This is a genomic window from Pseudoalteromonas sp. AWH4_217 (assembly GCF_056161105.1).
The window spans coordinates 305,042-330,633 of sequence record NZ_JBSWYM010000007.1; the positions used below are offsets into that span (position 1 = coordinate 305,042).

The following is a 25,592-nucleotide window of genomic DNA, read 5'->3' on the forward strand; positions in this document are numbered from 1 at the left end:
GATCATGCGTAAACTCATGTTACTCTCGACACTGACAGGTGCCACATGTTTACCCAGTCATGCAAATGTCGATGTCCCTGCAACATTGACACTCAACCCACAACAATGTGTTGCATTGCATCAGGGCGAACACTGCTATAGCGAGCTAACAATCCATTGGCAAGCCAGCACACAGGGTCACTACTGTCTGACCCAATCAGACCGAAAAAAACCGCTAAAATGCTGGGAGAAATCCTTATCTGGCACGCTGACATTGGAACTCCAATTCAATAAAAATGTGGTCTTTGCGCTGCAAGATATTCAACAACATACGCTGGCAAGTACACAACTTACTTATGCCTGGGTATACAACAAAAGCAAAAACACACGCGTAAAATGGCGAATGTTCTAATGACGACAATACCGAATACACACCTGCTCCTCATTGAAGATGATCTTGAACTGGCACAGTGGATCTGTGACTACCTGACGGAAAAGTCTTTTACTGTCAGCCAGTGTCATCGCGGCGATCGTGCGCCTGAACAGATCATCGGGCTGAATCCGGACTTAGTGATATTAGATGGTATGTTGCCCGGACTGGATGGGCTGGATGTCTGCAAACAGGTCAGATCTAAGTATGACGGACCTATTCTTATGCTGACAGCACGTGACGAGGATATGGATGAAGTGCTTGGGCTGGAAATGGGTGCAGATGACTATCTGACCAAGCCTGTAAGAGCCCGGGTACTGCTCGCCCGGATCCGAGCGCTGTTACGCCGCCATGTCCCAGCCACTCCCGCGCCTGACCAGCCACAAGGCTCAGAGCGTGTTCAAATACAGGGGCTACAGGTGGACAAAAGCACCCGGACTGTGACCTTACAAGGCCAGACCATTGAAGTTTCGTCCAAAGAGTTTGATCTACTGTGGTTACTAGCGAAATCAGCAGGTGAATTGGTGACCCGCGATTATCTCACCAAATCGCTGCGTGGGTTTGAGTACGACGGCTTTGATCGTTCTATTGATCAACGTATTTCCCGTCTACGCAAGAAACTCGGTGACGATCCGGTTTCGCCATTTCGTATCAAAACAGTATGGGGCCAGGGCTATCAATTAATCCGGGATGCCTGGTAATGCGCCAATTTGCCCTGTCTCTGTTGCTGGCCATTGCTATTATTTCGGTTGCTACCAGCTGGTTGTTTGATCATTTGTATCAGACTATCACTGCGTCCCAGCAGCAACCAAACTCTCCTCAGATGCAACTGGCGCACTTAGCCAAAGACATACACACCGTGATCTCAGCAGCGGACTCACCACACTCGTTGCTAGCCAACTGGCCAGCGCAATCCTTGCTTCATCCGCAAATTATGCCCACTTCTGCGTTTCCCTTACCTACACCTTTACAGAAAAAATTACAGGCCAATGAACAAATCCAGCTGGAAACAGATCAGCAGTTACTGTTTTTGCAGCGCCTGCCTGATCCCCATACTTTGCTGGTCATACGTAGCAAACGAATAAAGCCTCAGAATGACACAGCCTGGTGGCTAACCATACTGTTTTATGTCGCCACAATGACACTGATCCTGATATGGTTACTGCCGTTTTTACTGCGACTACTCAGGCTGCGTCAGGCCGCACAACGCTTTGGCGATGGCGACCTGTCGCAGCGCCTTCAAGTGGGCTCGGTACTTTATCTGCGTGATCTGGAAAATGAATTTAACCATATGGCTGAGCGCATTGAATACCTGGTGCAGGACGTCAAACTGCTCAGCGGGGCGATGTCTCATGAGCTACGCACCCCTTTGGCACGGATCCGTCTCGGCATGGATACGCTGGAGGAAACCACAGATCCAATCAAACGCCGTAGCTACGAAGCTAAAATCAACCGTGATCTGGATACCTTGTCTGAGCTTATCGATAAGTTACTCAGCTATGCCAGACTGGACCAGAATATCCATAACAAACAAAGCCAATTAGTCGATCTTTGCCAATTGATTAAACAGACCAGTGCGACTTTTGAGAGCTGTGATCTTGCGCTCAATTTAGATATCCCTGTGCACCCCGTTCAGATAGAAGGTGATGCATTTTACCTGACCACTTTGCTTACTAACCTGCTGGACAACGCTCAGAAATACGGGCAAGGTCAGATGATCTTGTGTTTAAGCACCAAAGAAAAACAGGCTGTGCTAAGCGTCCATGACAACGGTTTCGGTGTGTCACCTGACGAAGCGCAACATATTTTTAAACCATTCGTCCGGGCAGAAAATACACAAAACACAATTCGCAGTGGCTTTGGGTTGGGTCTGGCGCTGGCACAACGGATAGCTGACTGGCATCACGGACAGCTTAGGGTCTGCAACTCAACGCGTCTGGCGGGAGCCTGTTTTACACTAACGCTGCCTTTAAAATGAGCAGACAGTTGTCATTTTGGGGAACCCAATTAAACGGGAATTTAATTGTCTCACGGACGAACCGACCATACTGAACTACACTAAGTAAACACAAGATTAATAACATGATTCTGAATGATAAAAATGAAGCTGCGTGGTGCCAGTCAGCCCCTTTTGTTACTCTGTGCATGGCCATTTGCTGCCAGCATACAGGCTGCTGAAAGCACCAACCTGTTTGAAATGAGCCTGGATGAGCTACTTAAGGTGAACCTGACAGGCTCCGCAGTGCGTGATCTGAATCTGGAAACCACCCCTGCCAGTGCGAACCCATTCAACCTGAAAGCACTGCATTTACCCTTCAGCATAGATGTGATTGAGCGTAAAACCATGCGTGCACGCGGCCTGACCTCAGTGACCGGTGCTGTCGAGAATCTGGTGGGAGTCATATCGGGTGAGTCCCCCGCTGAACCTTCCAGCTTTGCTATGCGAGGCTTTATTCGCGACTCCGTTTCGGTTTTACGGGACGGCATTAAACTGGGTCCGGCTTCCATGACGATGCGGCCACACAACACCTTTAACCTGCAACAAATAGATGTCATCAAAGGACCCGCCACATTACAATATGGTCAGGGAACGGCGTCTGGCGCCATCAATATGGTGACCAGAAAGCCGCAACTGGACGCCCCCACCAGCACAGAAGCCTTTGTCTCTCAGTCTCGCTTCGATACCCGGGAATGGGGCATAGGCATAAACCTTCCCGTTTCAGCACAAAGCGCAGCGCGGGTCGACATTAATAAAGCGCAGTCAGACGGCTGGGTTGACCAAACGCATTCCCACTCTTTAAATGCAACCACTTCCCTGCTCTGGCAATCTTCCCCTGACCTGAGCTGGTTGCTCAGTTTTGATTATCTGGAAGATGACCTGCCGGCTTATTGGGGCACGCCTTTTATTCCTGTGCAGTTTGCGCAGCAACCAATGGACGACATAGTCACTACCAACGACAGCCGGGTGCTGGATCAGCATACCCGCTATCTAAACTATAATGTTGAAGACAGCCGTTCAGACTCGGAACATTTATGGTCTCGCCTGAACATAAACTGGCAGCCAACAGACACACTCTCGCTGACCAATACCTTGTTTCACTTCAAAGCGGACCGCGCCTGGAAAAACGCAGAAAGCTATGTATTTAATCCCGCAACAGGCTTAGTCGATCGGGACCGCTTTTTTGTCTTCCACGACCACACCTTTTACGGCAACCAGTTCGAAGGGGTTTATCGCCACAAGATTGGCAAGATGCAGCATCAGTTAGCCTTTGGCGCTGAGTTTAAAGTCACCGACTTCAGCCGGGAGCGAGGATTTCCCGCAGGAGACAGCGTCTCGTTATTTGAGCCTGTGGCTGGTCAGTTCGGCGCTTTGGACAAACACCTCAGTCCAACCGACATCCAGCAATGGGGCATGTATGTTAATAATACGCTGTCGGTAACCCCGAGTTTGCGCCTGTTTGGCGGGCTGCGGCGCGACCACATTAAACTGGACAGAGACAACTATGATGATTCAGGAACTTTTCTTATAGATGAAAGTTTTGAGCGTACTTTTACCCCCCTTGCCTATCAGTTAGGTGCGACGTATCAGCTCAACGAGTCACTCAGCCTGTATACGCACTGGAGCACCGGGCACGATCCGGTCGGATCCAATATTTATCTGGTCAACGCCAGTGAAAACTTCAATTTTACAGATATACGCCAGTACGAAGTGGGCATGAAAGCCATACTGCCGGCCTGGCACAGTGAATTGACCGCGGCTTGGTATAATATAGCTCGCCGTAACATCCTGCTACTGACATCTCATGATACGGTAGGTAACTCGGGGACCCATGTTGCGCGGGGGCTAGAACTGGCGATCACCAGTCAGCCAACGCCCCATTTTCGTGTCGGTGGCAATATCGCCTACACTAAGGCGAGTTATGAGTCTTTCGTCGACCCGGATTTTGGCGTGAATGCCAGTGGCCATACCCCGCCTAATGTGCCTGAAATTGTCGCCAATGCTTGGTTTAGCTGGGATCAGGTCCTGTCATTACCGCTGGAAATTGGTGGGGGTATACGTCATGTCAGTGACCGCTACGCCAATTTTCAAAATTCGGTTACCTTCAAACGCTATGAGACGCTGACCCTGTTTGCTGCCTATCAGTTTGAGCATACCCGCTTTAATCTCAGCGTACGCAATCTACTGAACGAAGAATATGTACCATGGGCGGATATTTTCTATCCCGCTCAGGCTGCTATTGCCGCACCCAGAACGGTCGAGTTGAGTGTGCATATTAGTTACTGAACAGTTACTGACCCTTTATGTACCGACAGCTTAAAGTGGCATAAACAGTACCCGAGCTTTCCTCTTTATGTGTCAGCGCCCACCTGCTGCACAGGCCCACCGCCTTAAAAACACAGCGTGCATATCCGTTTGCAAATTTTTCTTATTTTTTATCAGTGCATTTTTCACACTATTCAACTTCCTCCCTATCTGGTGGTTACATATGGTTAATTCATTCACTTTTTCACAATCAGCACCGTGAGCGCGCTGTGTCGTAACCTGGTTTCCAAGCAATATAATGGGTTTTTAAAATATCTCCTTTTTTACCAATGGGTAAAAAACATCACTTGTTACTTTGATGGCATATTTCAGCAAAAGACTTAACTCACACTCAGAAGAATTTATCCTTTTATTAAGTAAACACTCACCAAAAGACAATAATTTACAAAATAAAAACAGTAAGGAATTATGAAACAAAACACGCTGTTGATCTTTTGGTAACAAATAAATACATTACCAGCTCCTAAAAAAGGACCACAAAGACAACAGGAAAATAACAATGAAAATAAAAACGCTCTCTATGGCCATGCTGGCCTTCTCGGCACATACGGCACTGGCACAAGGTCAGCAGGTAGATGAATATGGTCTGGTAATCGATGCATCTCATACCATTTCACTGTTTGGCAGCGAACAAAGTAACAACAAAGCAACCGCTGACCGCCTGGTGACCCCATTCAAGCCTGGCGTTGCCCAAAACCTGGCTACAACAAGCAGTAGCTACGGTAACACCTGGTATGTGCAATCCCTTGAAACTTATCGCGTTTGTGAATGGTGGGATGGCGAGGATCCACGCGGTGTTGACCTGCCAGAAACCATGGGCAACGAAACACAGGCCCTAAACGCTCAGCCCGTTGCGGAAGAATTTGTCGTCGCACCGCAGCGCACCTGCCGTTTGTGGACTGAATACCCAAGACATTTCTATGGTACCGCTGATGTCTATATGGGTAATGACAATGTGCTGGATAAGCCGGTCGTCGTCGTTCAGCCCTACCATGTAGATGTAGAGGGCTCAGCTTACACCAAACAAGCATTTTACGACGACGTAAACCAGGGTGGCCTGATGAGCAGTCTCAGAAGACAAGGTTATGACGTGATCTTGTATCGCTACAGAAATCAGGACAATGGTATCGAGTTTAATGCTGATGGTGTGAAAAGATTACTGGACATTATCAACGCTAAACCCGGTATCTCTTCAACCTCTTTCGTAGGTCTGTCTATGGGTGGAGTTGTTACTCGCTTTGCACTGCGTGAAATCGAAAAAACAGGGTCTCTGAATAAGGTTGCGACCTTTATTTCATTCGACGCTCCTCACTATGGCGCAAACTTCCCTCGCTCCATATTAGACAACACAAACCGTTTACTCGATAAAGTCGACGTTGTCGCCTGTGGTGAAATACCTAAGTGCAGCTCTGCACGTAAAAAGCTCAGAGCCATTAAGGACCGACTGGAAACCAAAACCTTTAAAGAGCTGATTATCAACACGCCATCAGGCTCAAGTGACAGAAGTGCATTACTATCCAAACTGGCAAGCTTAGGGCACGTTCAGACAGTACCCACTCTGGCTATCACGAATGGCGCGCAAAGCAGAACACAAGGTGCACCAAGTTCAAAAATGACCTCACACTTTAAACTGCACCGCCCATGGTATCTGGGTGGCAGCAAATACTTCAAAGTCTATACTCAGCCAAGTGTCGACAATGTGGCAGGGGGCTATGCTGATTTCTACCAGGTATTCTCTGATCTCATCGAAGATCAGCCACACCCAATCACTTCCTATGTGACACTGGGACAGCAGCACTCGTTTGTCTCAACCCACTCCGCACTTGCTGGCAGCGCCAACAACTGGGATGAAGTTGCGGCTTACCCAAGCTACAACGAGCGGCATATGACTCTGACCTACACCAAAGCCCGGAAAATCCTGGATTGGTTAAACAGATACCAGAACTAATTCACAGCTCGTACAGAATGGTACTCTGTGTTTATCCAAGTTGCAGGGCCTCAGGCTTAGTATAGTGGTACATGGCGTATCAAACGAATGTGAACCAGGCAGAGCACAACGTGTTCTGCCTATTATCTGTTTATACCACCATGCAAACGACCGCCACGGGCGGGCAGGCCTCTCCTTATCTTGCCATTGCTATATTGACCCTGTCATAGCCGAACATATCCAAACCACAGGTCGGCTAGAGGCATGACCCTGTAAAAAGGTCACCATTATCCATATCGCCTACCAATGTGCCTACAGCAGTAGCAGAACATGGAAGCGCTGTAATCGCCATATTTTCTCGCCTCAAAATAGAACGCCTAATGACGCAAATTGGTATTACGTCCCGTTCAAAGTGAGCAAATCCTCTTCTGGCCCCCCAAAAAAAACAAAAAACAAAAAACAAAAAACAAAAAACAAACTAATTATTGACATAATAGAAAACTAATATACATACCAGCAACACAAAAAAAGATTCATACAAGGAGATAGAAATGAAGAAATCAGCACTTTTTACAACACTAGTCGCGGCAATAACTTTGACCTGTCAGGCACACTCTGCAACGGATGAGTACGGCCTCACAGTCAATGCTTCGCATACAATTTCACTGTTTGGCACTGAGCACCACTCAACAAAAGTCACGCCATTCGTCCCTTTCACCATGGAAGCTAATTACCATCTATCGAGTGCTCCGTCAGACTATTGGGGAGTTCAGTCTACGGAAACAGAGCGGACCTGTGAGCTATGGAGTAGTTATGGTTCAAATGCTCAGGAAAAGGTGAGCAACCCCTCCGGAGATCAGGGCATTATGGCACCACCTCGCACTTGCCTGAGCTGGATTGATACGCCTGTACATGTTTACGGTATTGCCGATGTGTATTTAAGCAACGATAATCGCCTGGATAAGCCAGTCGTGATTGTCCAGCCCTATCACATTGATGTTGAAGGCTCTAGCTATTCATCACGAGATTTTTACTATGATATAAATCAGGGAGGCTTGGCAACAAGCTTAAGAAGCGCCGGCTACGATGTAATTTTATACCGCTACAGAGAACAGGACCGCGGCATTGAGTTCAATGCTGATGGTGTGAAACGTTTGGTTGAAATGTTAAATAATAAACCTGGTGTGACATCCAGCTCATTTATCGGCTTATCAATGGGTGGGGTTGCAACCCGTTTTGCACTGCGTGAAATCGAAAAAACAGGGTCTCTGAATAAGGTTGCGACCTTTATTTCATTCGATGCTCCTCACTATGGCGCAAACTTCCCTCGCTCCATATTAGACAACACAAACCGTTTACTCGATAAAGTCGACGTTGTCGCCTGTGGTGAAATACCTAAGTGCAGCTCTGCACGTAAAAAGCTCAGAGCCATTAAGGACCGACTGGAAACCAAAACCTTTAAAGAGCTGATTATCAACACGCCATCAGGCTCAAGTGACAGAAGTGCATTACTATCCAAACTGGCAAGCTTAGGGCACGTTCAGACAGTACCCACTCTGGCTATCACGAATGGCGCGCAAAGCAGAACACAAGGTGCACCAAGTTCAAAAATGACCTCACACTTTAAACTGCACCGCCCATGGTATCTGGGTGGCAGCGAATACTTCAAAGTCTATACCCAGCCAAGTGTTGACAATGTGGCAGGAGGCTATGCAGATTTCTACCAGGTCTTCTCCGATCTCATCGAAAATCAACCACATCCAATCACTCCCTATGTGACACTGGGACAGCAGCACTCGTTTGTTTCAACCCACTCAGCACTTGCTGGCAGTGCAAACAACTGGGATGAAGTCGCGGCTTACCCGGGCTACAACGAACAACATATGACACTCACTTACAGCAAAGCCAGAAAAATCCGTGAGTGGCTGGACAGATACCAGAACTAACCGAGGGTTCTGGTAACCACGTTGCGAGCCAGAGATTTCTGCTCGCAATTACCCACTCAATTACCCACTCAATTACCCGCTGACAGTCATCCAAACACACAGCGAAAGCACGCGCCCTGAGGCTTGCGGATATAAATAAGATCGCCGCCATGGCTGACCATGATCTGCCGCGACAGACTGAGACCGATTCCCGATCCCTGTTGTTTGGTCGTAAAGAAAGGCACAAACATCATGTCAATGACGTGAGGCTCAACGCCTGGCCCGTTATCCTGGATCTCAACGTACACTTGCTGTGCCTCGTTTTGCGCCAGCGTGAGAACGATAACCGGTGCCTCAATACTGTGAGGTTGTAATGCCTGACTTTGCTCAATCGCCTGGATTGCATTGGTAAACAGGTTGATCAGCACCTGTTCCACCTGGCCTGCGTCCAGCATCACCAGCAGATGAGTTGAGACCTCGAGCTCACAGCGGATCCCAGCTTGCTCCAGCTGGCGCTGATGGAGTGTCACTAACCGCTCTAATATCGGTGCCAATGCGGTGGCATTCAGACTGGGCCGCGGTAAGCTACTGATTGCTCTGAATCGGGTAATAAATTCACCAAGATGTTCGGTGCGTGCAGCCAGCGTATCCAGCGCCAAAAGCAGATCGTCTTTGTCATCTTCATCATCAAAACACAAACTCTCCGGTAATAACCCCCGGCAAGACTGCGCAATCGACGATAAAGGCGTGATGGAGTTCGCGACTTCATGAGTCAACACCTGAGTCAGGCGTTTGTAAGCCTGCTGTTCTTTATTGATCAAAGCATTGTGGATCGACGTCAGGGTGATCACCTTACGGATCTGCCCCTGGATCTGTGCCACGCTTATCTGTACTGACAGCGTATCCTGCTGCTCGCCGTGCTGCCAGGGAGCACTGCTTTTGAGATGCGTGTCACAGCTTAAGATTAGCTCGCCAAGATGCTCAAGCTCACTCACACTACTAATTGGCTTGCCCAGCAAACGCGACACCGCCGGGTTAGACTCTATCACCTGACCTTCACTGTCACAGACCAGTACAGCCAGATCAATATGCAGTAACAAGGCCTGAAAAAACTGCGCTTGTTGCTCTGCTTTAAAGCGTGCCGCCTGCAGGGTATGGCGGATCTCGTCATATTCCTGGTGTAACGGATGACTGGGACTCAGCCGCAATGAGCTGTCTCCATTGACCAATGCCCGGATCACCGCGGTGCTTTGCTTTTGCTGCTGCACAAACAAGGAAAATACCGCACCACCACACACCGCAATTATCAGCACCAGTAACAACCAGGTTGCGCTGATCCCGCTTTGCAGATAATGTCCGGTTGCAACACTGGCGAGCATGCACAACACACCCAGCTGTAAAGCGAGCAACCAGCGCGGGTGACGTTTCAGATAAGACATAGCTGCTCCCTACAGCCCATATTTTTCCAGCCGCCGATACATGGCTCCCCGGGTCAGCCCCAATGCTTTGGCGGCATGACTGACGTTACCCTGATAGTGTTTCAGGGCGGCACGGATCGCTCTTTGCTCCAGTACTTCCAAGTCAAAGGTATCGTAACTGGCACAGATCCCCTCGCCTGTATTTCCCTCAGGTGCAACCGCCTGCGCGGTGGTGCCAACGACGGAGCTGACATCCAGCATATCACCGTCGGATAAAATCACGGCGCGCTCTATGGCATGGGCCAGTTCCCGGACATTACCGGGCCAATGGTAGGCACACAAAGCGGCCATATCTTGCTGTGCAATATCCAGCGAGCGCTTATATCTTTGCGCAAAATGCGTCAGATAATAGTTCACCAGTAAAGGAATATCCTCGCTGCGCCCACGCAATGGGGGTAAACGGATCTCCACCGTATTAATGCGGTACAATAAATCCTGTCTGAAACGCCCTTCATTGACTGCCTGTTGCAGGTTGTCATTGGTTGCGCAGATCAGACGAATATCCACCTCCACCGGTTTGGTGCCGCCTACCGGAGTAATACAGCGATTTTGCAGCGCCGCCAGTAGCGTTGCCTGATGCGTTAACGGCAAATTACCCAGCTCATCAAGAAACAGCGACCCGCCACTGGCCAGCTCAAAGCGTCCAATCTTATCGGTTTTCGCATCGGTAAAAGCCCCTTTCTTATGACCAAACAGCTCACTTTCGAACAGGCTTTCGGAAATCGCCCCCATATCCAGGCTGATCATAGGCTGGGCTGCGCGCAAACTTGCACGGTGAATGGCATGCGCTGCCAGCTCTTTACCTGTACCACTTTCCCCGGTGATCAATATATTGGCATCAGACTGAGCTGCTTTGTCTATGGTAGCGAACACCTGCTGCATGGCCGCGCTCTGGCCCAGAAAGTCAAAAGCAGGACCCGTGGATGACTCACTCAAAGCCTGATTAAGCCCTTGTGTCTGACGGGTCAGCTTACCAAGCTGCTGTTTGTCTTTGGCATGGGCAAACGCCGCTGCGACCGCCCCTAACAGTTGCTCGTTTTGCCAGGGTTTGGCAATAAAATCTGCAGCCCCGGCCTTAATGGCATCCACCGCCAGCTGAATGTCGCCATAGGCAGTCATCAGCAGCACCACCATACTGGGATCCTGACTGATGATTTTCTTCAGCCAGTAAAACCCTTCCTGACCACTGATGGCATCGCGGTTAAAATTCATATCCAGCAGGATCACTTCAATGCCGTGGGCTTTGACTATGTCTTCGATATCAAACGGGTTATCGGTGGTTTTAACCAGCTGATAGTGTTGTTTGAGCAGCAACCGCGCTGCAATCAGAATATCCGGATTGTCATCCACCACTAAAATGGCCCCGGGCTGTTTTGCACTCACTGTCTGTCCCTGTTTTATTTTTTATGGGTGTACTAGCTTAGCTTACTTCGCAAGGATGTGTCCATTTATGGGCAGTTGCCCTGCTCACACTGTGCTATAAGCGGACACTCTCTCCCACTACACCAGTGCAAAAACACACTAAGCAACTGTATTTATTAAACTTTAATTTTTGGCATAATGATTGACTTATTTAGCGCATCAGCCAACCAACATGGCTCAACACAGTTTGACAACGGGAGTTGCACATGGATAAAAAAATCGAACGCTCAGGACTAAAGAAGCATTTTAAAGCAGGCGTGGTTGCCGCTGTGTTAGCAACGACCATGGCGTATGCCTTTACTCATCAAGGCAGTAACGGACGCAGCCAGAATGTGCCATTGGACAGCCTGACCATCAGCACAGTAACACAGGGTCCGTTTATTGATGCATTGAGCCTGCGTGGTCAGGTGGTGCCAAAAACCACCATTTATCTGGATACCGTCTCTGGTGGCCGGGTCGAAGAGCGACTGGTTGAACAGGGGGAGTATGTCGAGAAAGGCCAGCCTCTGGTGCGCCTGAGCAATACGAACCTGCAACTGGATGTGATGAGCCGCGAGGCCCAGGTGACTGAACAACTCAATTTTTTACGTAACACACAAATGAACATGGAAACCAGCCGCCTGAATCTGCGCCGCGACCTGCTGGAAATTGAACGTCAGATCACCCACCTGCACAGGCGTTACAAGCAGTCTGTGCTGCTTGCCAAAAAAGGCATGCTGGCGCAGGACACACTCGACGAAATCAAAGATGATCTGGCCTACTACAAAGCACGCAAAGCGCTGACAAAGGAGCGCCAGAAGCAGGAAAATACCATTCGTGAAGTGCAGGTTGCCCAGCTGGAAGACAGCGCCGACATGCTGCAAAAAAACCTGCAATTTGCCCGTCATAATCTGGACAATCTGCTCGTCAAAGCCCCTGTCTCTGGCTATCTGAGTGAGCTGGATGTTGAAATGGGTGAATCCAAAGAGCGTGGCGCACGACTGGGCCAGATAGATATGCCCAATGAATTCAAACTCATCGTCCGGCTGGATGAGTTTTATCTGAACCAGGTGCACACAGGTATGGCGGTGCAGGTATCACTGGGAACTGAGCAAGTCAGCGCAGAGGTCAGCAAAATCGACAGCCGGGTTACCAACGCGCAATTTCAGGTTGAGGTGGCACTGCCCGCCGGACTGCAAGAGATAAAACGAGGTCAGAACCTGGATGTGGCACTGCTGCTGGGAGACAGCAAAAATAACGCCCTGTTGATCAACCGCGGTGCCTTTTACACCAGCAGTGGCGGCAACTGGGTCTATGTGGTCTCAGGCGACACTGCCGTGCGCAAAAATATCGTGCTGGGTAAGAAAAACCGTGACTACTTTGAAGTATTAGACGGACTGGCGCCTGGCGATCAAGTGATCACCTCTGGCTACAGCCACTTTGATAAAGCACAGATATTACAACTGAATTAGCCCCAAAGCACAGAACAAGAACAACCGAATTGAGGAAGCAAAGATGATTAAACTGACGAACCTAAGCCGTGTATTTCGTACCGAAGATGTAGAAACCACCGCACTAAGTGACATTAACTTACAGGTCAGTGAAGGAGAATTCCTGGCCATCATGGGCCCGTCGGGGTGTGGTAAATCAACGCTGCTTTCTATTCTGGGCATGCTCGACTCACCAACCTCAGGCCGCTTTGAATTCGCCGGTACCGACATAGCCGGATACAGTGAAAAACGCCTCGCTGAACTGCGCAAAGCCTCCATCGGCTTTGTATTTCAGAGCTTTAACCTGATTGACGAACTCACGGTTTTTGAAAATGTAGAACTGCCTCTGCAATACCAGAGCATCTCTAAAGCAGAGCGTAAACAACGGGTTGAGGCAATTTTAAGACGGGTTGCCATTGACCATCGCGCCGACCATCTGCCACAGCAATTATCGGGCGGTCAGCAACAACGGGTGGCGGTTGCCAGGGCGCTGGTGATCAATCCCAAACTGATCCTGGCGGATGAGCCAACGGGTAATCTCGACTCCAGAAACGGCGAAGAGGTGATGGCCATGCTACGCGAGCTAAACCGCGAAGGCACCACGGTCATTGTGGTGACCCACTCGGAAAAAGAAGGTGCTTATGCCGATCGTCTGGTGCGTCTGCTGGATGGTCAGATCATGCTGGATAAAGCCAACAGTGTTTCGCCAGCGGCTTAAACGAGCCCGCCTCGTGATACCCAGAATAAGAAGGAAGTACCCGTTATGATAGTGAATTATTTTAAAACCACACTCAGGGCCATGCAAAACGACCCCCGTCATTTTGCCCTTAATCTGGCCGGCTTTAGTATCGGTCTGGCGGCGGCCATTATGGTGGCCTTGTTCGCCGCGTATGAGCTGTCTTTTGACAAACAACACCCCAACGCCGAGCGCGTTTACCGTGTTCATACCGATTACCGGGCATGGGGTCTGCAACTGATCGCCGCGTCAGATTCACAAAACGCGCTGAATATGCAAAGCCATGCTCAGGTTGAGGATATCATGATGCTGGTCTCGACCGACAATCTGGCCTACTCAGCGGAGCCAATGGCACTGGATGTCAGCGTGGCCGGGCAGCAAGTCCGTCTGAGCAAAGTTTACTTGGCCACAGCCAATCTGCCGGATTTCATCACGATGACAGTACTGCACGGCGACCTCAACCGAGCTTTGAGCCGCCCGGGTCTGCTGGCCATCAGTCGTGCCCAGTCATTACGCCTGTTTGGCAGCGAGCAAACCGTCGGCAAGACCTTATCGTATGAGCAGGGCCAGTATGAAATTGCCGCCGTGTTTGAAGATTTACCGGACAACACCCACTTTGTGTTTGAAACCTTAACCGCTTTGCCCAAAGCCACCAAGATGCCATTCATTGGCTATGTGTATATGCGCCTGACTGAGGGTGCGGATGCCGCACTGCTGGCACAGCAGATGACGGATACCATGCGAGAGCAATCGACCGGCCGCCGCAAACTTCGTGCGCTGGAATTAAGTCGTCTGTCGGAACTACACTTTAACAGCAGTGGTCCGTTCGAAATGAAACAAGGTGGCTCGCGTCTGGTGATGCAGGTCTGTATTGCACTGACCGTATTGTTGCTGGTGATCGCCAGTGTGAACTTTATCAACCTCAACATTGCCGGTGCTGCAAAACGCGCCAAGGAAGTGGGAGTGCGCAAGGCGCTGGGTGCCAGTAAACCTCAGCTTATCACCCAGTTTTTAACCGAGTCTTTGTTTATTGTCATGATTGCGGCACTGGTTGCACTGGCCCTGGTGGAAATGATGATCCCCTATGCTAATCAGCTGCTGGAGCGCAGCCTGTCTTTGAGCTTCTCACCGGTGTTTTTGGTTGCTGTGATGGCAGTGGTTGCGCTAATCGGGGTGATATCAGGTTTATACCCGGCACTGTTTATTGCTTCTTTCAGTGCCAAACGCGTACTCAGTGGCGATCTGCAGCGGGGTAAAACCGCCATCTGGGTACGTAAACTCACGCTGGGCCTGCAAGGTGCACTGTCTGTGGCGCTGATTGTCGCGGCAGCTGTGGTCTACAAACAAATGGCCTTGATCAATGATCTGCCCGTAGGGTATGCCAAGAATGACCGACTGATCATCAAAAACCTGCCTGCAGAAGCCATTTACCAGCAAGCCGAGCCTCATGTATTGCGGCGCCTGAAATCATTACAAGGGGTCGCTCAGGTCACTCAGTCAGACACTTTACTGACCAATGATATGACTTCAGAGCTGTTTTTGGTGTTCCCGAACGGAGAGCGCCTTGAAGGCACGCAACCTACCATAGCCGCCGGCTTCCATGCCGTTGAGACACTGGGGCTGGAGCTGGTCGCGGGGCGTGATTTTTCTCCTCAGTTTGCCGGAGACTGGATCCAAGTCAGCGATGACAACATCCGATCATTTTCCGTGTTGCTGTCACAAAGTCTGGCAAAACAAGCCGGATATGACGACCCCAGCGTGCTGCTTGGCCAGACCCTGAGCTCACATGATGGTAGGGCCCGTGCCACTGTGATCGGCATTGTTAAAGACATAAAAATCGGCTCAGCGCGTCAGCAACAATTGCCTGTTTTACTCACCGCAGGCGATATCAACGTGGCGATAGGCACTTTGGTCATGAAGCTGCATCCGGGGGCAAATAAAGCGCAGGTGATGCGCCAGGCCGAGCAAATCATTCAAAATGAACTGGCCATGCCTGAGGTCGAGATCAGTCTGATTGAAGACGATTATCAGCGTGCCCATATCAACGAGTTCAGAATGCAGCAGCTGGTGTTGTTATTCAGTACGCTGTCCATTGTGTTGACCTGTATGGGGATTTTAGGACTGGCCTCGTTCGCCACTATTCGCCGCCAAAAAGAAGTAGCCGTACGCAAGGTGCTGGGCGCCTCACGTATCAGCATAGTGACGATTTTATCCAGGGAATTCATCACCATTGTAGGCGCAGGCTCCCTGCTGGCGATCCCTGTGAGTTACTGGCTCATGAACCTCTGGCTGAACAACTTCAATGACCGTATTGAGCAAGCGACCTGGATGTATGCTGCTGCCACACTGGGTGTGCTGGCCATTACCTGGCTGACCGTCGCTTGTCTGGCCTTTAAAGCGGCTAGCACCCGTCCTTCGCTGATACTCAGATATGAGTAACCGCGCCCGTTAGCCACAACCAGGCGGCACCCTGTGTATAGCGGGTGCCGCTTTTTCTTATTGTGATGCAAACAAGCGCTTTAATAACACTTCCCGTGCTGTGCGAGGCATTGCCATAGCTCGATCGATGTCGGCCTGTGTCAACACTCTGCCATGATGCGAAGACACATACTGAGCGACTTTTATGCCCTGCTGCGTGAGTCTGTCCACCAGAGCGTCGAGACGATAGTAGGTGTCGAGATCCGGCCAGCGAGCAGGCGAGTGCAGCGCATGCTCAAAGCTGCTGCCGAACATATCCTCCGTCAGCAGGATCTGCGATTCAGGCAGATACACTACCAGGTTATGCGCAGCATGGCTGTTGGGTACATCCAGCAGGCGAATTTTCCCCCCGGCCAAAGTGTAAGATGTAGAGATCGACTCAATCTTAACCTGTGTGCCCAGTTCATCGGCGACCGCACTTCTGTCTGCCGGATGCACCAGTAAAGTGGTATGTTCCGCTACTGTGTCTGCCAGCCCTCTCAGATGGTCGGTATGATGATGCGTGACAATATGGTATTTCACGGGTTTATCCAGCGCTTTGCTTTGCCTTAGTTCTGCCAGTGCTTTTGCCCAGGCTCCGGCCTGCTGGCTCATCTGCCAGGTCCCCGCCGACACCAGATACTCACCCGCATCAATAAATAACGTATACCCCCAGTCTTGCCCCACAAAGTACACTCCGTCTGCCAGTGTGCGTACTGTCAGTTTGGATACATCATAAGGCCTGACTTCAGGTGCTCGCTGATAACCGGCTGGAATATGAAACGACTGCTCGGCAGGTCGCGCCACCTTAACGGTGCGCGATTTACTGTGATACTGCGGCCCCTGTGCCGTGCTGACCAACACCTCAGACGCCCAGCGCACAGCCTGTGTGGTACGGTGCACCATAAAATCATAAAAGCGCTTTTGACCTTGCTGCTCAGTCATCATACGGCTTAATAAACCACTATGCTGATTCAGATAAAGCGTGTGCTTTGTCTCCGGGTTATTATCCAAAGGGGCTGTGATCACATCATGAGGCATACCCGCAATGTATGCCTCTCCCAGCCACTGGCTGGCTTGTTTATGCTGCGCCAGCTTACGAACGACCAGAGTGTCCAGCATGGCTTCAAACCCCAAAGTGGTATTGTCAAAAGTGATCCGTGAACCGGGCTGGTAGCGCTTAAGAGCATGGTCCACGCTTGTACCCTGGTCACTGATATACAGACGATGGAGCACTTCTGGCACATCGCTGCCATGACTGCCCACCCGCCTCGAGTTTGCCTGCTTAAAGACCTTACGCTTACCCGCAAAATCGATGCGGTAGTCGTTTTGCAGTTCACTCAGATAAGTGACCATAGAGCCCTGACGAGCATCACCACTGAGCCACTGCGAATAGTGAGAGAGGCGTTCATTGACTATCAGCCCGGGCATAGTTAGCAAGTGCTCACCACCATATGCCTGAACCGAACGCTCAATGATCTGAGCTTCGCGCGATTGCGCATGAGACAATGGACATATTCCCATCATAGTAATGGCATAAATCAGCACCAGAACGACGGGATGCCCGGCCAAAAATATCAACCCAGGCTTAAGGCGGGCTGCCACATTGGTAAAGTGCTTGAAGAAATGTCCGGCAGGATAAGTACAGCATTTGTTATTGTCATAGTACATAGGCTTAGCGCTCTGTTGTTTTTACTTGGCGCCATTGAACGTAAACACGCGAAACAAGGCCACAAAGCCACCCTAATGAAAAGCTGATGAATTACTGAGGGCTGCAAATTACCGTCTGGATTTTTGGTGAATATAAATAAAAAACTGAATTTATTAGATATATTTTAAATCCACCGTTTTCCCAAAACCCATTCTCCCGCCCTTTTCTCCGCTATTCTGTCGCCCTTTCCCCACTATCCCGTGTCCCTTTCCCCGCTATTCTGTCCCCCTTTTCCGCTATTCGTGTCCCTTTCCCCGCTATACTGTCCCCCTTTTCCGCTATTCTGTCCCCCTTTTCCGCTATTCGATGCCTCTTTCTCCGTCATCCCGGCCTCCGAGCCGGGATCTACTCACCAGCTATACAAAAGGTAAGTTCACTCAGATACATACAGCCTCATATTACTCTCCTCAGCACCTGAGCCGTGCTTTGGGTGGTTCCCGGCTCGGGGGCCGGGATGACAAAGGGCTCGGGGGCCGGGATGACAAAGGGCTCGCAGGCCGGGATGACAGGGGCGCTGGTCGGGATGACAAGACGCTTAAACTGGATGACGACTAAAAGGGGCATTCGGCGCAGAGCCGATGAGCCAAAACCATAGAATCGAGGAATATTTCCCACCTCCTTGTACGCCAATTACAGCCATTTATTGACCAAAAACCGCTGTTCCGTGTCCCCTTTCTCCGTCATCCCGGCCTCCGAGCCGGGATCTACTCACCAGCTATACAAAAGGTAAGTTCACTCAGATACATACAGCCTCAAATTACTCTCCTCAGCAGTTGAGCCGTGTTTTGGATGGTTCCCGGCTCGGGGGCCGGGATGACAGGGGGCACTGGCCGGAATGAAGCGGCGTAGCTGACAAAGGGCACTGTGGTCGAGGGCTACACAACAAGGTGATTTCGTCAGGCACATACAGCCTCATATTACTTTCCTTAGCACCTGAGCCGTGCTTTGGGTGGTTCCCGGCTCGGGGGCCGGGATGACAGGGGAGCACTGGCCGGAATGAAGCGGCTTAGCTGACAAAGGGAGCGCTGGTCAGGGAGAGGCGGCATAGCAGAAAAAAGGATTGGGATGAGGCGGCACAGCAAAAAAGCGTTACTCAGTCGTATACCTCATCACATAACTGTCTGCTGCAAAACAATGTCACAAATTACAGGCCAGCGTCTGCTGCTGTACACCTCGACAGTGATGGCATTGCACCGTACACTCAATGGCGGATTCAGGCAGTAGCGAGTTGCAATGACACAGACACGATTCTTTATAAACGCGTATGAAATTGATTTGTCGCGCTCTGTGGTGATCCAGGATAGCCAGCAAACCCATGTAGAACCAAAAGTGTTGCAGGTCTTGCTGCTACTCGCACAACGTCAGCGTGAGCATGGCGAACAGGTGGTCACCCATCAGGAGATAATGAGTCAGGTCTGGCAAGGTGCTGAAGTGGTGCCCAACGCCCTGCAACGCTGCATTGCCATTTTGCGCAAAGTACTGGGAGACGACGCCAAAAATCCCACCATTATCGCCACCCATCCAAAAATAGGGTATCGCCTGATTGCTCAGGTGCGCTGGCCGGAGTCCTCGGTTGAGCCGGCAACCAGAATAACCAACAGCCCTTATTTTAAAGCATTAAAACTGGTAGTAAGCACTCTCTTACTGTGTTCTTTATTGTATCTGCTCTGGCCCGATAATCGACGCCCTGAATACACTCGCCTGACCCCAGTAACCCACACGGATGCTCATGAATCGCATGTTATTTTTAGTCCCGATGGCGACTACCTGATCTTTAATCGCTATGCCGGCAGTTGCAGCAACCACCTGTGGGCCAGACATATTAGCAGTCACAAAGAGTATCAGCTCAGTCACACACCCGGACAATTTGGTGCTGCGAGTTTTACCCCCGACGGTCGAGAGCTGGTATTTGCCGCCAAAGCAGATTGCAACCTGGAGCGCGATAAGGTCGACACCCAGCCCTGCTGGACGCTGGCTTCACTGGACTTTGCGCAGGCACTTGGTCAGCCGCAATCCATTAAATCACGTTATCTGTGCAACCAAACTCAACCTCATTTTCCCAGAGCACTGCCCAATCACGTTTACGCCTTCTTACAACACGAAACGGGTCAAAGTCAGGTGGTTCAGTACAACGACTTAACTAAGAGTATCAATACCTTATTCTCCACCAAAAACGAACACCTTTACCACTTTGATTATCATGCGCCCAGTCAGCGCTTTGCCTTGCTAAGCCAGGACAAACAGCTCAATCACATACTGAGGATTATGGATAAAGAGGCGCAGATCTTACAGCGCAATCAAATCACTCTGCTGCCACATATGGACCCGAACACCTATTTGCCGGGTCGGTTTACACCCGACGGTAACACTTTGCTGGCAGTCAGCAACGGTCAGCTGTACACCCTGAGCCTCGGGGGTAAGGTAAGCCAGATCTCGACTCCGGCCAGTCATCTTCTCTTTGCAGACAAACATCCAATTGATCACACTCTGGCAGCCATTCACGGTGGCAAAGACATCGATATTGCGCACCTGCTGCTTAGCAACTCCTCTTCAGCCGACACAGCGGCAGACATAAATCACGATTTAAACGCCCGTGCCCTGCCCTATACCAGCCTGTCGCGCACACAGGCACAGGAGCGGCAGGCACACTTTTCACCCGACGGCCAGCACATTGCTTTTGTGTCCAATCGTAACGGTACTGATCAACTCTGGGTTTGGCAGAGCAATAAGGCAACTGCGCTGAGCGATGCCAGTGTAACGCATCCAATCCACGGGCTTGTGTGGTCACCTGATGCAAAACAATTGCTCTGGGCACAAGGTGGCAAACTTTATATCTCGGACTTGTCTGGCCGACAGCAGAGCCTGAGTACAACCTTACCGATTCATTCCGTTCAGACATGGGGTAACCCGGAGCACTTGCTGGTACTGATCAACGACCCCGTGCCCGGCGGTTTGTATCTATATGATTTAGTAAGTAACCAGCTGAAAAAATTGGGGGTAAACGGCGTACACCGTGCATGGCAGGCTAATAAGCAGGTATACTACAGTGACGCTCTGGGTAAAGTAAAACGCTTCACACTAGGTGAAAACCCTGCTCACGCCACAGCGCTTTCATCTCTGAACGGTCGCGCTATGGTGATAAAAGGCGGGCATATCTTCAGCGTTGACCAGAGTAGCCTGACGCTGAACCAGTTCGATTTAAACGGCACTCTGATTAAACCACTTCGTACACTCAAACCCACCGCCTGGAAAATAAACGACGTGCATCAGGATCAGCTTTTGCTGGAGCAGTTTATTGGTATAGACCAGGAGCTGATTCTCATAGAGTAACGTTTTTAAGGATCAAAAAAGGCATACCTGTCAGCATGCCTTTGCTGGCTCATAACGCGTGAATAACAGTGCAAAACTCAGCGAAATAGATTATCTGTAGCTATAAACAACGTGTGTAAAGCCACCTACTGGTGCCGAGTACTGACGACTTCCCATAGGGTAATAACACTTGCCATGATCCTTCACATAGTAACCCATGATCACTCTTGACCCATCCAGCTTCGGTGAATTGGGTGAACATGCAGAATGCCCGGCACTGAACAACTGAACGCCTCTGATCAAATCAAGCGTTCTGAAGTACTTTTTACCATCTTCAACCAGCACATGATAATCTGGTGCGACATAGCTTTTGCTATGCCAGCCAACATGACAGATTTCTGCATTGCGATAGAAAGTCCCAAACAAGCCGTTCTGGTCCTTACACAAGCCAACTTCCGACCCGATCCCACCAAACATGACAACATGGTTATAGTAATTGTATTTGTAGTAATCGGCTTTGCTCACAAAGCCCGCACTGGCAGCACCACTCACAGATAATAATGCCGCAGTCAAAAAAAGTGATTTAAGTTTCATGTTTTTTCCCTGTTGATTGTTTTATCGTTTTAAATGCACTCAGACAGGTACAACGCGGATTAAACGTACACTAGGTTGGCCTGAACACATGCAACTAATGTATCCATCAATTACAGAGCATGTTACTCCCCAGGCGGGGAAGAACCATCACCATATTGGGGGGTGACAATAAATTAAGGGGTGGGAAATCTGTGGGCTTGGACTGAATGGAATAAAGGGATCAGTCGACTGACCCCGTTATTCAGTTAATGACCAAACTTAATGCGCACACCGGCATTAACAATAAAGCCATCGTTGCGCGACCAGATATCCGTGGTCCACTGACCACTGACTGCCTGCTGTGGTAACAACAGCGGATGCTCGTCGGTTTGTTTTACATCTAGCAGGTTCTCAAAGTTAATAAACCAGCTGTAACGCCCGGTGGTGATCTCCCCCATCAGGCCCAGGTGCCAGTATGGGTCGGACTTAGTGACAAACGGGTTAGCATTCAGGCGCTGCGGCCCGGTGTAATAGGCTTCAAACCCGGCGCGGAAGTTACCGTGCTGCTCCCACATGGCCACAAATCCGGCCGAGTGTTTGGGCGTTAGCGCAATCTCTGTACGCGCCCGACCATCCACGCTTTGGGTTGCATCCAGATATAAATAACTGGCAGTCAGTTTTACGTCGCGCCAGTAATAACGTAGCAGCACTTCTGAGCCACGGATCTGGCTCTCGCCCAGCGCATTGATCAAGCGTACCTGAGTGGGTTGCGAGCCATCCGATGTTGGCACCACCTCCAGCTCAGTCACGTTATCCACATTTGAGCCGAACAGGGTCAGACTGGTTTCAACCGAATCAAAGGTATAGGTAAAGTCCAGCGAGGCAGTTTCGGCTTCCTCTGCCTGCAATTCACCTATCGGTGCTAAACGCGATAAGCCCGCCGCTTCAATGTCTTCCACAAAAGGCGTTGGTGCAAAATAGCCCTGTGCATAGGAGCCGCGTACCGTCAGCTCGCCCGGACGATACAACAAGGTCACTCGCGGACTAAACTGAGTACCATATTCATTGTGATCGTCCACCCGCGCACTCACCGAGGCGGTCAGCGTATCGCTCAGCGTGTGATCCAACTGAGCGAACAGGCCTGGCACTTCATAGCGATAATCAAAGCTCGGAAATGTCTCAGACTCAAACACGTCCGACTGATAGGCCACGCCCAGTAGCCAGTCGGTGGTGTCGTTGTAACCACTGACACTGGTTTCAAACAAATAGCTCTCGTGCTTGTCCTCTTCCAGTACCAGACCAAAGCCGTGCTCATGATTTTGCACCATGGCCGATGAGCGTGCATGCAGCGTAAGCGTGTCGGACATCGGCTGGCTATACACAAACCCACCGTCCAGACGCTCTGAATCCTGCGTTTGTACATACGGATTGCCATCTGCCATGATAAAGTCATCTTTGGTTCCCCCCGTGCGCTGTTCAGTCATGGCACCCGCCGTCACGTACAAGGATTCGCCCTGCTCACCTTCCCAGAACAAGCGTGGCCGTGCTGTGTAGCGCTCATACCCGGCCAAATCGAACCAGCCATCGTTGTCTATGTCTTCGGACTTCTGATGATGGGCACCCAGCGTCAGCGAGCCTTTCAGGTCATCAGTCAGCGGGCTTTCGATATAAGACGTCAGATCCTGGCCATCACGAGTGGTCAGATTCAGCAGCACCTCGCCCTTGAACTCGTCGCCCGGCTTGCGGGAGATCAGGTTGATCACCCCACCCAGCGCCGAGCCACCATATAAAGACGACGCCGAGCCTTTGATGATCTCCACCCGGCCCAGATCTGTTGGCGGAATTTGTAACAGGCCAATCGATGCTGCCTGATTACCATACAGCGGCAGACCATCGGCCAGTAGCTGAGTATAACGACCATACAAACCCTGCAATCGAATATTGGCGCTGCCCAGCGCTGGCGAGGTAGTTTGCATACGCACACCGCCGGTTTCGGCCACCAGCATGGAGATGTTACCCGGACGCATCGCTGCCTTTTCTTCGATTTCTTCGCGGTTGATCAGCTCCACCCGCACCGGCTGCTCATCGGCAATCCGGCCAGAGCGCGTCGCCTGGATGACGATTTTTTCCATTTCATGACCATGATCATCATGGTGCTCATCGTCAGCATGCGCATCATGGCCCCCGTCTTCATGCTTTTCTTCAGCATGGGACTCATGTTCATGCCCAGGCGCAACCAGTTCAGCACTCACAGCAGTGGCCAGCGGACTCAGCGGCGCCGCCACACTCACCGACATCCCCAGAGATACACAACTTAATGACAAAACCAAACCGGCAGAACGTAACGTATCAGACATAACTATTTACTTGACCCTCAGGACAGGAATAAATGATACTGCGGATGCTAAAGGTTACAGCGACTGGAAGGTCAATATGAAAATCAGCGAACTTGCGACGAAATCCCAGATAAATGCGAAAACCATCCGCTATTACGAACAAGTTGGTTTAATCAGCGCACCACAACGCGCCAGCAACGGCTACCGCCACTACCAACCGAGCGACGTAGACACCTTGATCTTTATCCGCCGCTGCCGCGAGCTCAACATCCCGCTGGACGACATCAAACGCCTGGTCGAAGTACAAGCCGATCCCAACGCCTCCTGCGCCGTGGTCGATAAAATCATCGCCGAACAACTCGCCCAGGTGCAACGCGCCCAACGCGAACTCGCGCTACTGGAACAATCCCTGCAAACCCTCGCCTCATGCAGCGCCGAGCAGGTAGAAAAGTGTTCGATTTTGCATAAGTTGAAGGCGCCATAAGAATAAGCCGTCCCCTCTGTACCTAAATTTAGAACATTGCACCACAACCATAGTTGCTGTTGGCAATGCCCTACGCAATTATGAGGCTGCTTACGTTGCTGAAAACGGTGTCTCTTACTTTCCTGTCATAGTGAGAACCACGCGGATATGAGAGAGGTCTCTGAAACAAAATTAAATTGGCGACGTCACGTATAAATTACTGGTACAAACTACTTAGATTTCAAGCAACCAGCGTTGTAATTTGAAGACGCGGCGCCACTGGCTGCTTGTTCTTGAAAAGAGTGTCCCAAATTCAGTGTTGAATTTGGGACTTTTTATTTGTCTTGAATAAGAAATCCGGTACCTTATCAAAACAGCTGGCTTTCACTTTCCTGTTTAATGTGGTTAGTCAGGCACGCAAGGCTCACGAGTACAAGTCCAACCGTCAAAGCTGATACACTGTCTAAGAGTTTTAAGTTGCTTGACACCGCCTGCAACATGAGGTGTTTGCTCTTGCGGTACAGTTGGTGCCATTGAAAGGTTTTTCAATTTCTTTTGATTTAATTTAATATTCACCTTGGTCTTCCTTAATACATTAAAAGTAATAAAAGTGTTTGTATTACATTGGTTTTTTATTGCTTGCTACAATGACCAGGTAATACTCCCCCCAGCCATCCTAAATATCATGATTACAGAAATAATTCTGTTTTCTTTAAACAGGCTTTCTACATGTCTATTTAGTTTCATCACAGCGAAAAAACAACAAATAAACCTAAAACAAACAAAAAAACAATATATGTTAAATGAAGAGATGACAACAATTGTTTTCCGCCTTTTGCTTAAGACACGATGCCGGACATCTAACTTTCGACACAAACAACGTTTTGAGGTACAACGCGCCCAGCGCGAACTCGCCCTGCAGGAGCAATCCCTGCAAACCCTCGCCTCATGCAGCGCCGAGCAGGTAGAAGAGTGTTCGATTTTACATAAATTGAAGGCACGGGAATAAGCTGAAATATGACAGAAAGTGTTATAATCTAAAGTTATACACGC

Annotated in this window: 20 protein-coding genes; 14 read left to right on the forward strand and 6 right to left on the reverse strand. The window is 50.1% G+C overall.

What is annotated here, in order from left to right:
• Positions 1 to 4 precede the first annotated feature (4 nt).
• The 7 genes from ACXAH1_RS11125 to ACXAH1_RS11155 all read left to right on the forward strand — a co-directional run bounded on the left by ACXAH1_RS11125 (position 5) and on the right by ACXAH1_RS11155 (position 8,606).
• Positions 5 to 391 (forward strand): DUF3019 domain-containing protein, encoded by a 387-nt coding sequence (locus ACXAH1_RS11125; RefSeq protein ID WP_475196698.1) that lies wholly within the window; start codon positions 5 to 7, stop codon positions 389 to 391.
• Positions 391 to 1,110, forward strand: coding sequence for a winged helix-turn-helix domain-containing protein (locus ACXAH1_RS11130; protein ID WP_475196700.1), 720 nt, complete (start codon positions 391 to 393; stop codon positions 1,108 to 1,110). The genes ACXAH1_RS11125 and ACXAH1_RS11130 overlap by 1 nt, the downstream gene beginning before the upstream one ends.
• Positions 1,110 to 2,387, forward strand: coding sequence for an ATP-binding protein (locus tag ACXAH1_RS11135; RefSeq protein WP_475196702.1), 1,278 nt, complete (start codon positions 1,110 to 1,112; stop codon positions 2,385 to 2,387). The genes ACXAH1_RS11130 and ACXAH1_RS11135 overlap by 1 nt, the downstream gene beginning before the upstream one ends.
• Positions 2,388 to 2,501: 114 nt before the next feature.
• Complete coding sequence (locus ACXAH1_RS11140) at positions 2,502 to 4,694, forward strand: TonB-dependent receptor (RefSeq protein WP_475196704.1); 2,193 nt, start codon at positions 2,502 to 2,504, stop codon at positions 4,692 to 4,694.
• Between the two features lie 538 nt (positions 4,695 to 5,232).
• A complete protein-coding gene (locus tag ACXAH1_RS11145) occupies positions 5,233 to 6,681 on the forward strand; it encodes an esterase/lipase family protein (protein ID WP_475196706.1) in 1,449 nt (482 codons plus the stop codon).
• 71 nt (positions 6,682 to 6,752) lie between these two features.
• On the forward strand, positions 6,753 to 6,890 hold the full coding sequence (locus ACXAH1_RS11150) for a hypothetical protein (RefSeq protein WP_475196708.1): 138 nt from the start codon (positions 6,753 to 6,755) through the stop codon (positions 6,888 to 6,890).
• A 321-nt stretch (positions 6,891 to 7,211) separates the two neighbouring features.
• Positions 7,212 to 8,606, forward strand: a complete 1,395-nt coding sequence (locus tag ACXAH1_RS11155; RefSeq protein WP_475196710.1) for an esterase/lipase family protein — start codon at positions 7,212 to 7,214, stop codon at positions 8,604 to 8,606.
• Between the two features lie 86 nt (positions 8,607 to 8,692).
• Here ACXAH1_RS11155 and ACXAH1_RS11160 read toward each other — a convergent pair whose 3' ends face one another.
• Together ACXAH1_RS11160 and ACXAH1_RS11165 are read right to left on the reverse strand one after the other, a co-directional pair.
• Positions 8,693 to 10,024 (reverse strand): sensor histidine kinase, encoded by a 1,332-nt coding sequence (locus tag ACXAH1_RS11160; protein WP_475196712.1) that lies wholly within the window; start codon positions 10,022 to 10,024, stop codon positions 8,693 to 8,695.
• Between the two features lie 9 nt (positions 10,025 to 10,033).
• Positions 10,034 to 11,446 (reverse strand): sigma-54-dependent transcriptional regulator, encoded by a 1,413-nt coding sequence (locus tag ACXAH1_RS11165; protein WP_475196714.1) that lies wholly within the window; start codon positions 11,444 to 11,446, stop codon positions 10,034 to 10,036.
• A gap of 245 nt (positions 11,447 to 11,691) precedes the next feature.
• Here ACXAH1_RS11165 and ACXAH1_RS11170 point away from each other — a divergent pair, with 245 nt between their 5' ends.
• From ACXAH1_RS11170 to ACXAH1_RS11180, 3 genes are read left to right on the forward strand one after another with little or no spacing between them, the layout of a single operon-like run.
• A complete protein-coding gene (locus tag ACXAH1_RS11170) occupies positions 11,692 to 12,936 on the forward strand; it encodes an efflux RND transporter periplasmic adaptor subunit (RefSeq protein WP_475196716.1) in 1,245 nt (414 codons plus the stop codon).
• Between the two features lie 43 nt (positions 12,937 to 12,979).
• Entirely contained in the window at positions 12,980 to 13,672 is a 693-nt protein-coding gene (locus ACXAH1_RS11175) for an ABC transporter ATP-binding protein (protein ID WP_475196718.1), read from the forward strand.
• Between the two features lie 45 nt (positions 13,673 to 13,717).
• Entirely contained in the window at positions 13,718 to 16,129 is a 2,412-nt protein-coding gene (locus ACXAH1_RS11180; protein ID WP_475196720.1) for an ABC transporter permease, read from the forward strand.
• Between the two features lie 57 nt (positions 16,130 to 16,186).
• On the opposite strand, the gene ACXAH1_RS11185 is transcribed toward ACXAH1_RS11180, so the two are convergent.
• Positions 16,187 to 17,818 carry an MBL fold metallo-hydrolase gene (locus ACXAH1_RS11185; protein ID WP_475196722.1) on the reverse strand — a complete coding sequence of 544 codons (1,632 nt, stop codon included), beginning with the start codon at positions 17,816 to 17,818 and terminating at the stop codon, positions 16,187 to 16,189.
• A gap of 346 nt (positions 17,819 to 18,164) precedes the next feature.
• Between ACXAH1_RS11185 and ACXAH1_RS11190 the strand changes: the two genes are divergently transcribed.
• Both ACXAH1_RS11190 and ACXAH1_RS11195 read left to right on the forward strand, forming a co-directional pair.
• Positions 18,165 to 18,413 carry a hypothetical protein gene (locus tag ACXAH1_RS11190; RefSeq protein WP_475196724.1) on the forward strand — a complete coding sequence of 83 codons (249 nt, stop codon included), beginning with the start codon at positions 18,165 to 18,167 and terminating at the stop codon, positions 18,411 to 18,413.
• Between the two features lie 678 nt (positions 18,414 to 19,091).
• Positions 19,092 to 21,188, forward strand: a complete 2,097-nt coding sequence (locus tag ACXAH1_RS11195) for a winged helix-turn-helix domain-containing protein (RefSeq protein WP_475196725.1) — start codon at positions 19,092 to 19,094, stop codon at positions 21,186 to 21,188.
• Positions 21,189 to 21,278: 90 nt separating this feature from the next.
• Here the strand turns inward: ACXAH1_RS11195 and ACXAH1_RS11200 are convergent, their stop codons facing one another.
• Positions 21,279 to 21,761 (reverse strand): hypothetical protein, encoded by a 483-nt coding sequence (locus tag ACXAH1_RS11200; RefSeq protein ID WP_138546116.1) that lies wholly within the window; start codon positions 21,759 to 21,761, stop codon positions 21,279 to 21,281.
• Between the two features lie 245 nt (positions 21,762 to 22,006).
• Complete coding sequence (locus tag ACXAH1_RS11205; RefSeq protein ID WP_475196727.1) at positions 22,007 to 24,097, reverse strand: TonB-dependent receptor plug domain-containing protein; 2,091 nt, start codon at positions 24,095 to 24,097, stop codon at positions 22,007 to 22,009.
• Positions 24,098 to 24,173: 76 nt separating this feature from the next.
• Here ACXAH1_RS11205 and ACXAH1_RS11210 point away from each other — a divergent pair, with 76 nt between their 5' ends.
• Positions 24,174 to 24,560, forward strand: coding sequence for a MerR family transcriptional regulator (locus tag ACXAH1_RS11210; protein WP_475196729.1), 387 nt, complete (start codon positions 24,174 to 24,176; stop codon positions 24,558 to 24,560).
• 384 nt (positions 24,561 to 24,944) lie between these two features.
• Here the strand turns inward: ACXAH1_RS11210 and ACXAH1_RS11215 are convergent, their stop codons facing one another.
• Positions 24,945 to 25,115 carry a hypothetical protein gene (locus ACXAH1_RS11215; protein WP_475196731.1) on the reverse strand — a complete coding sequence of 57 codons (171 nt, stop codon included), beginning with the start codon at positions 25,113 to 25,115 and terminating at the stop codon, positions 24,945 to 24,947.
• Positions 25,116 to 25,149: 34 nt separating this feature from the next.
• On the opposite strand from ACXAH1_RS11215, the gene ACXAH1_RS11220 reads away from it, so the two are divergent.
• Positions 25,150 to 25,548, forward strand: a complete 399-nt coding sequence (locus tag ACXAH1_RS11220) for a hypothetical protein (RefSeq protein ID WP_475196733.1) — start codon at positions 25,150 to 25,152, stop codon at positions 25,546 to 25,548.
• The last annotated feature ends 44 nt before the right edge of the window (positions 25,549 to 25,592 follow it).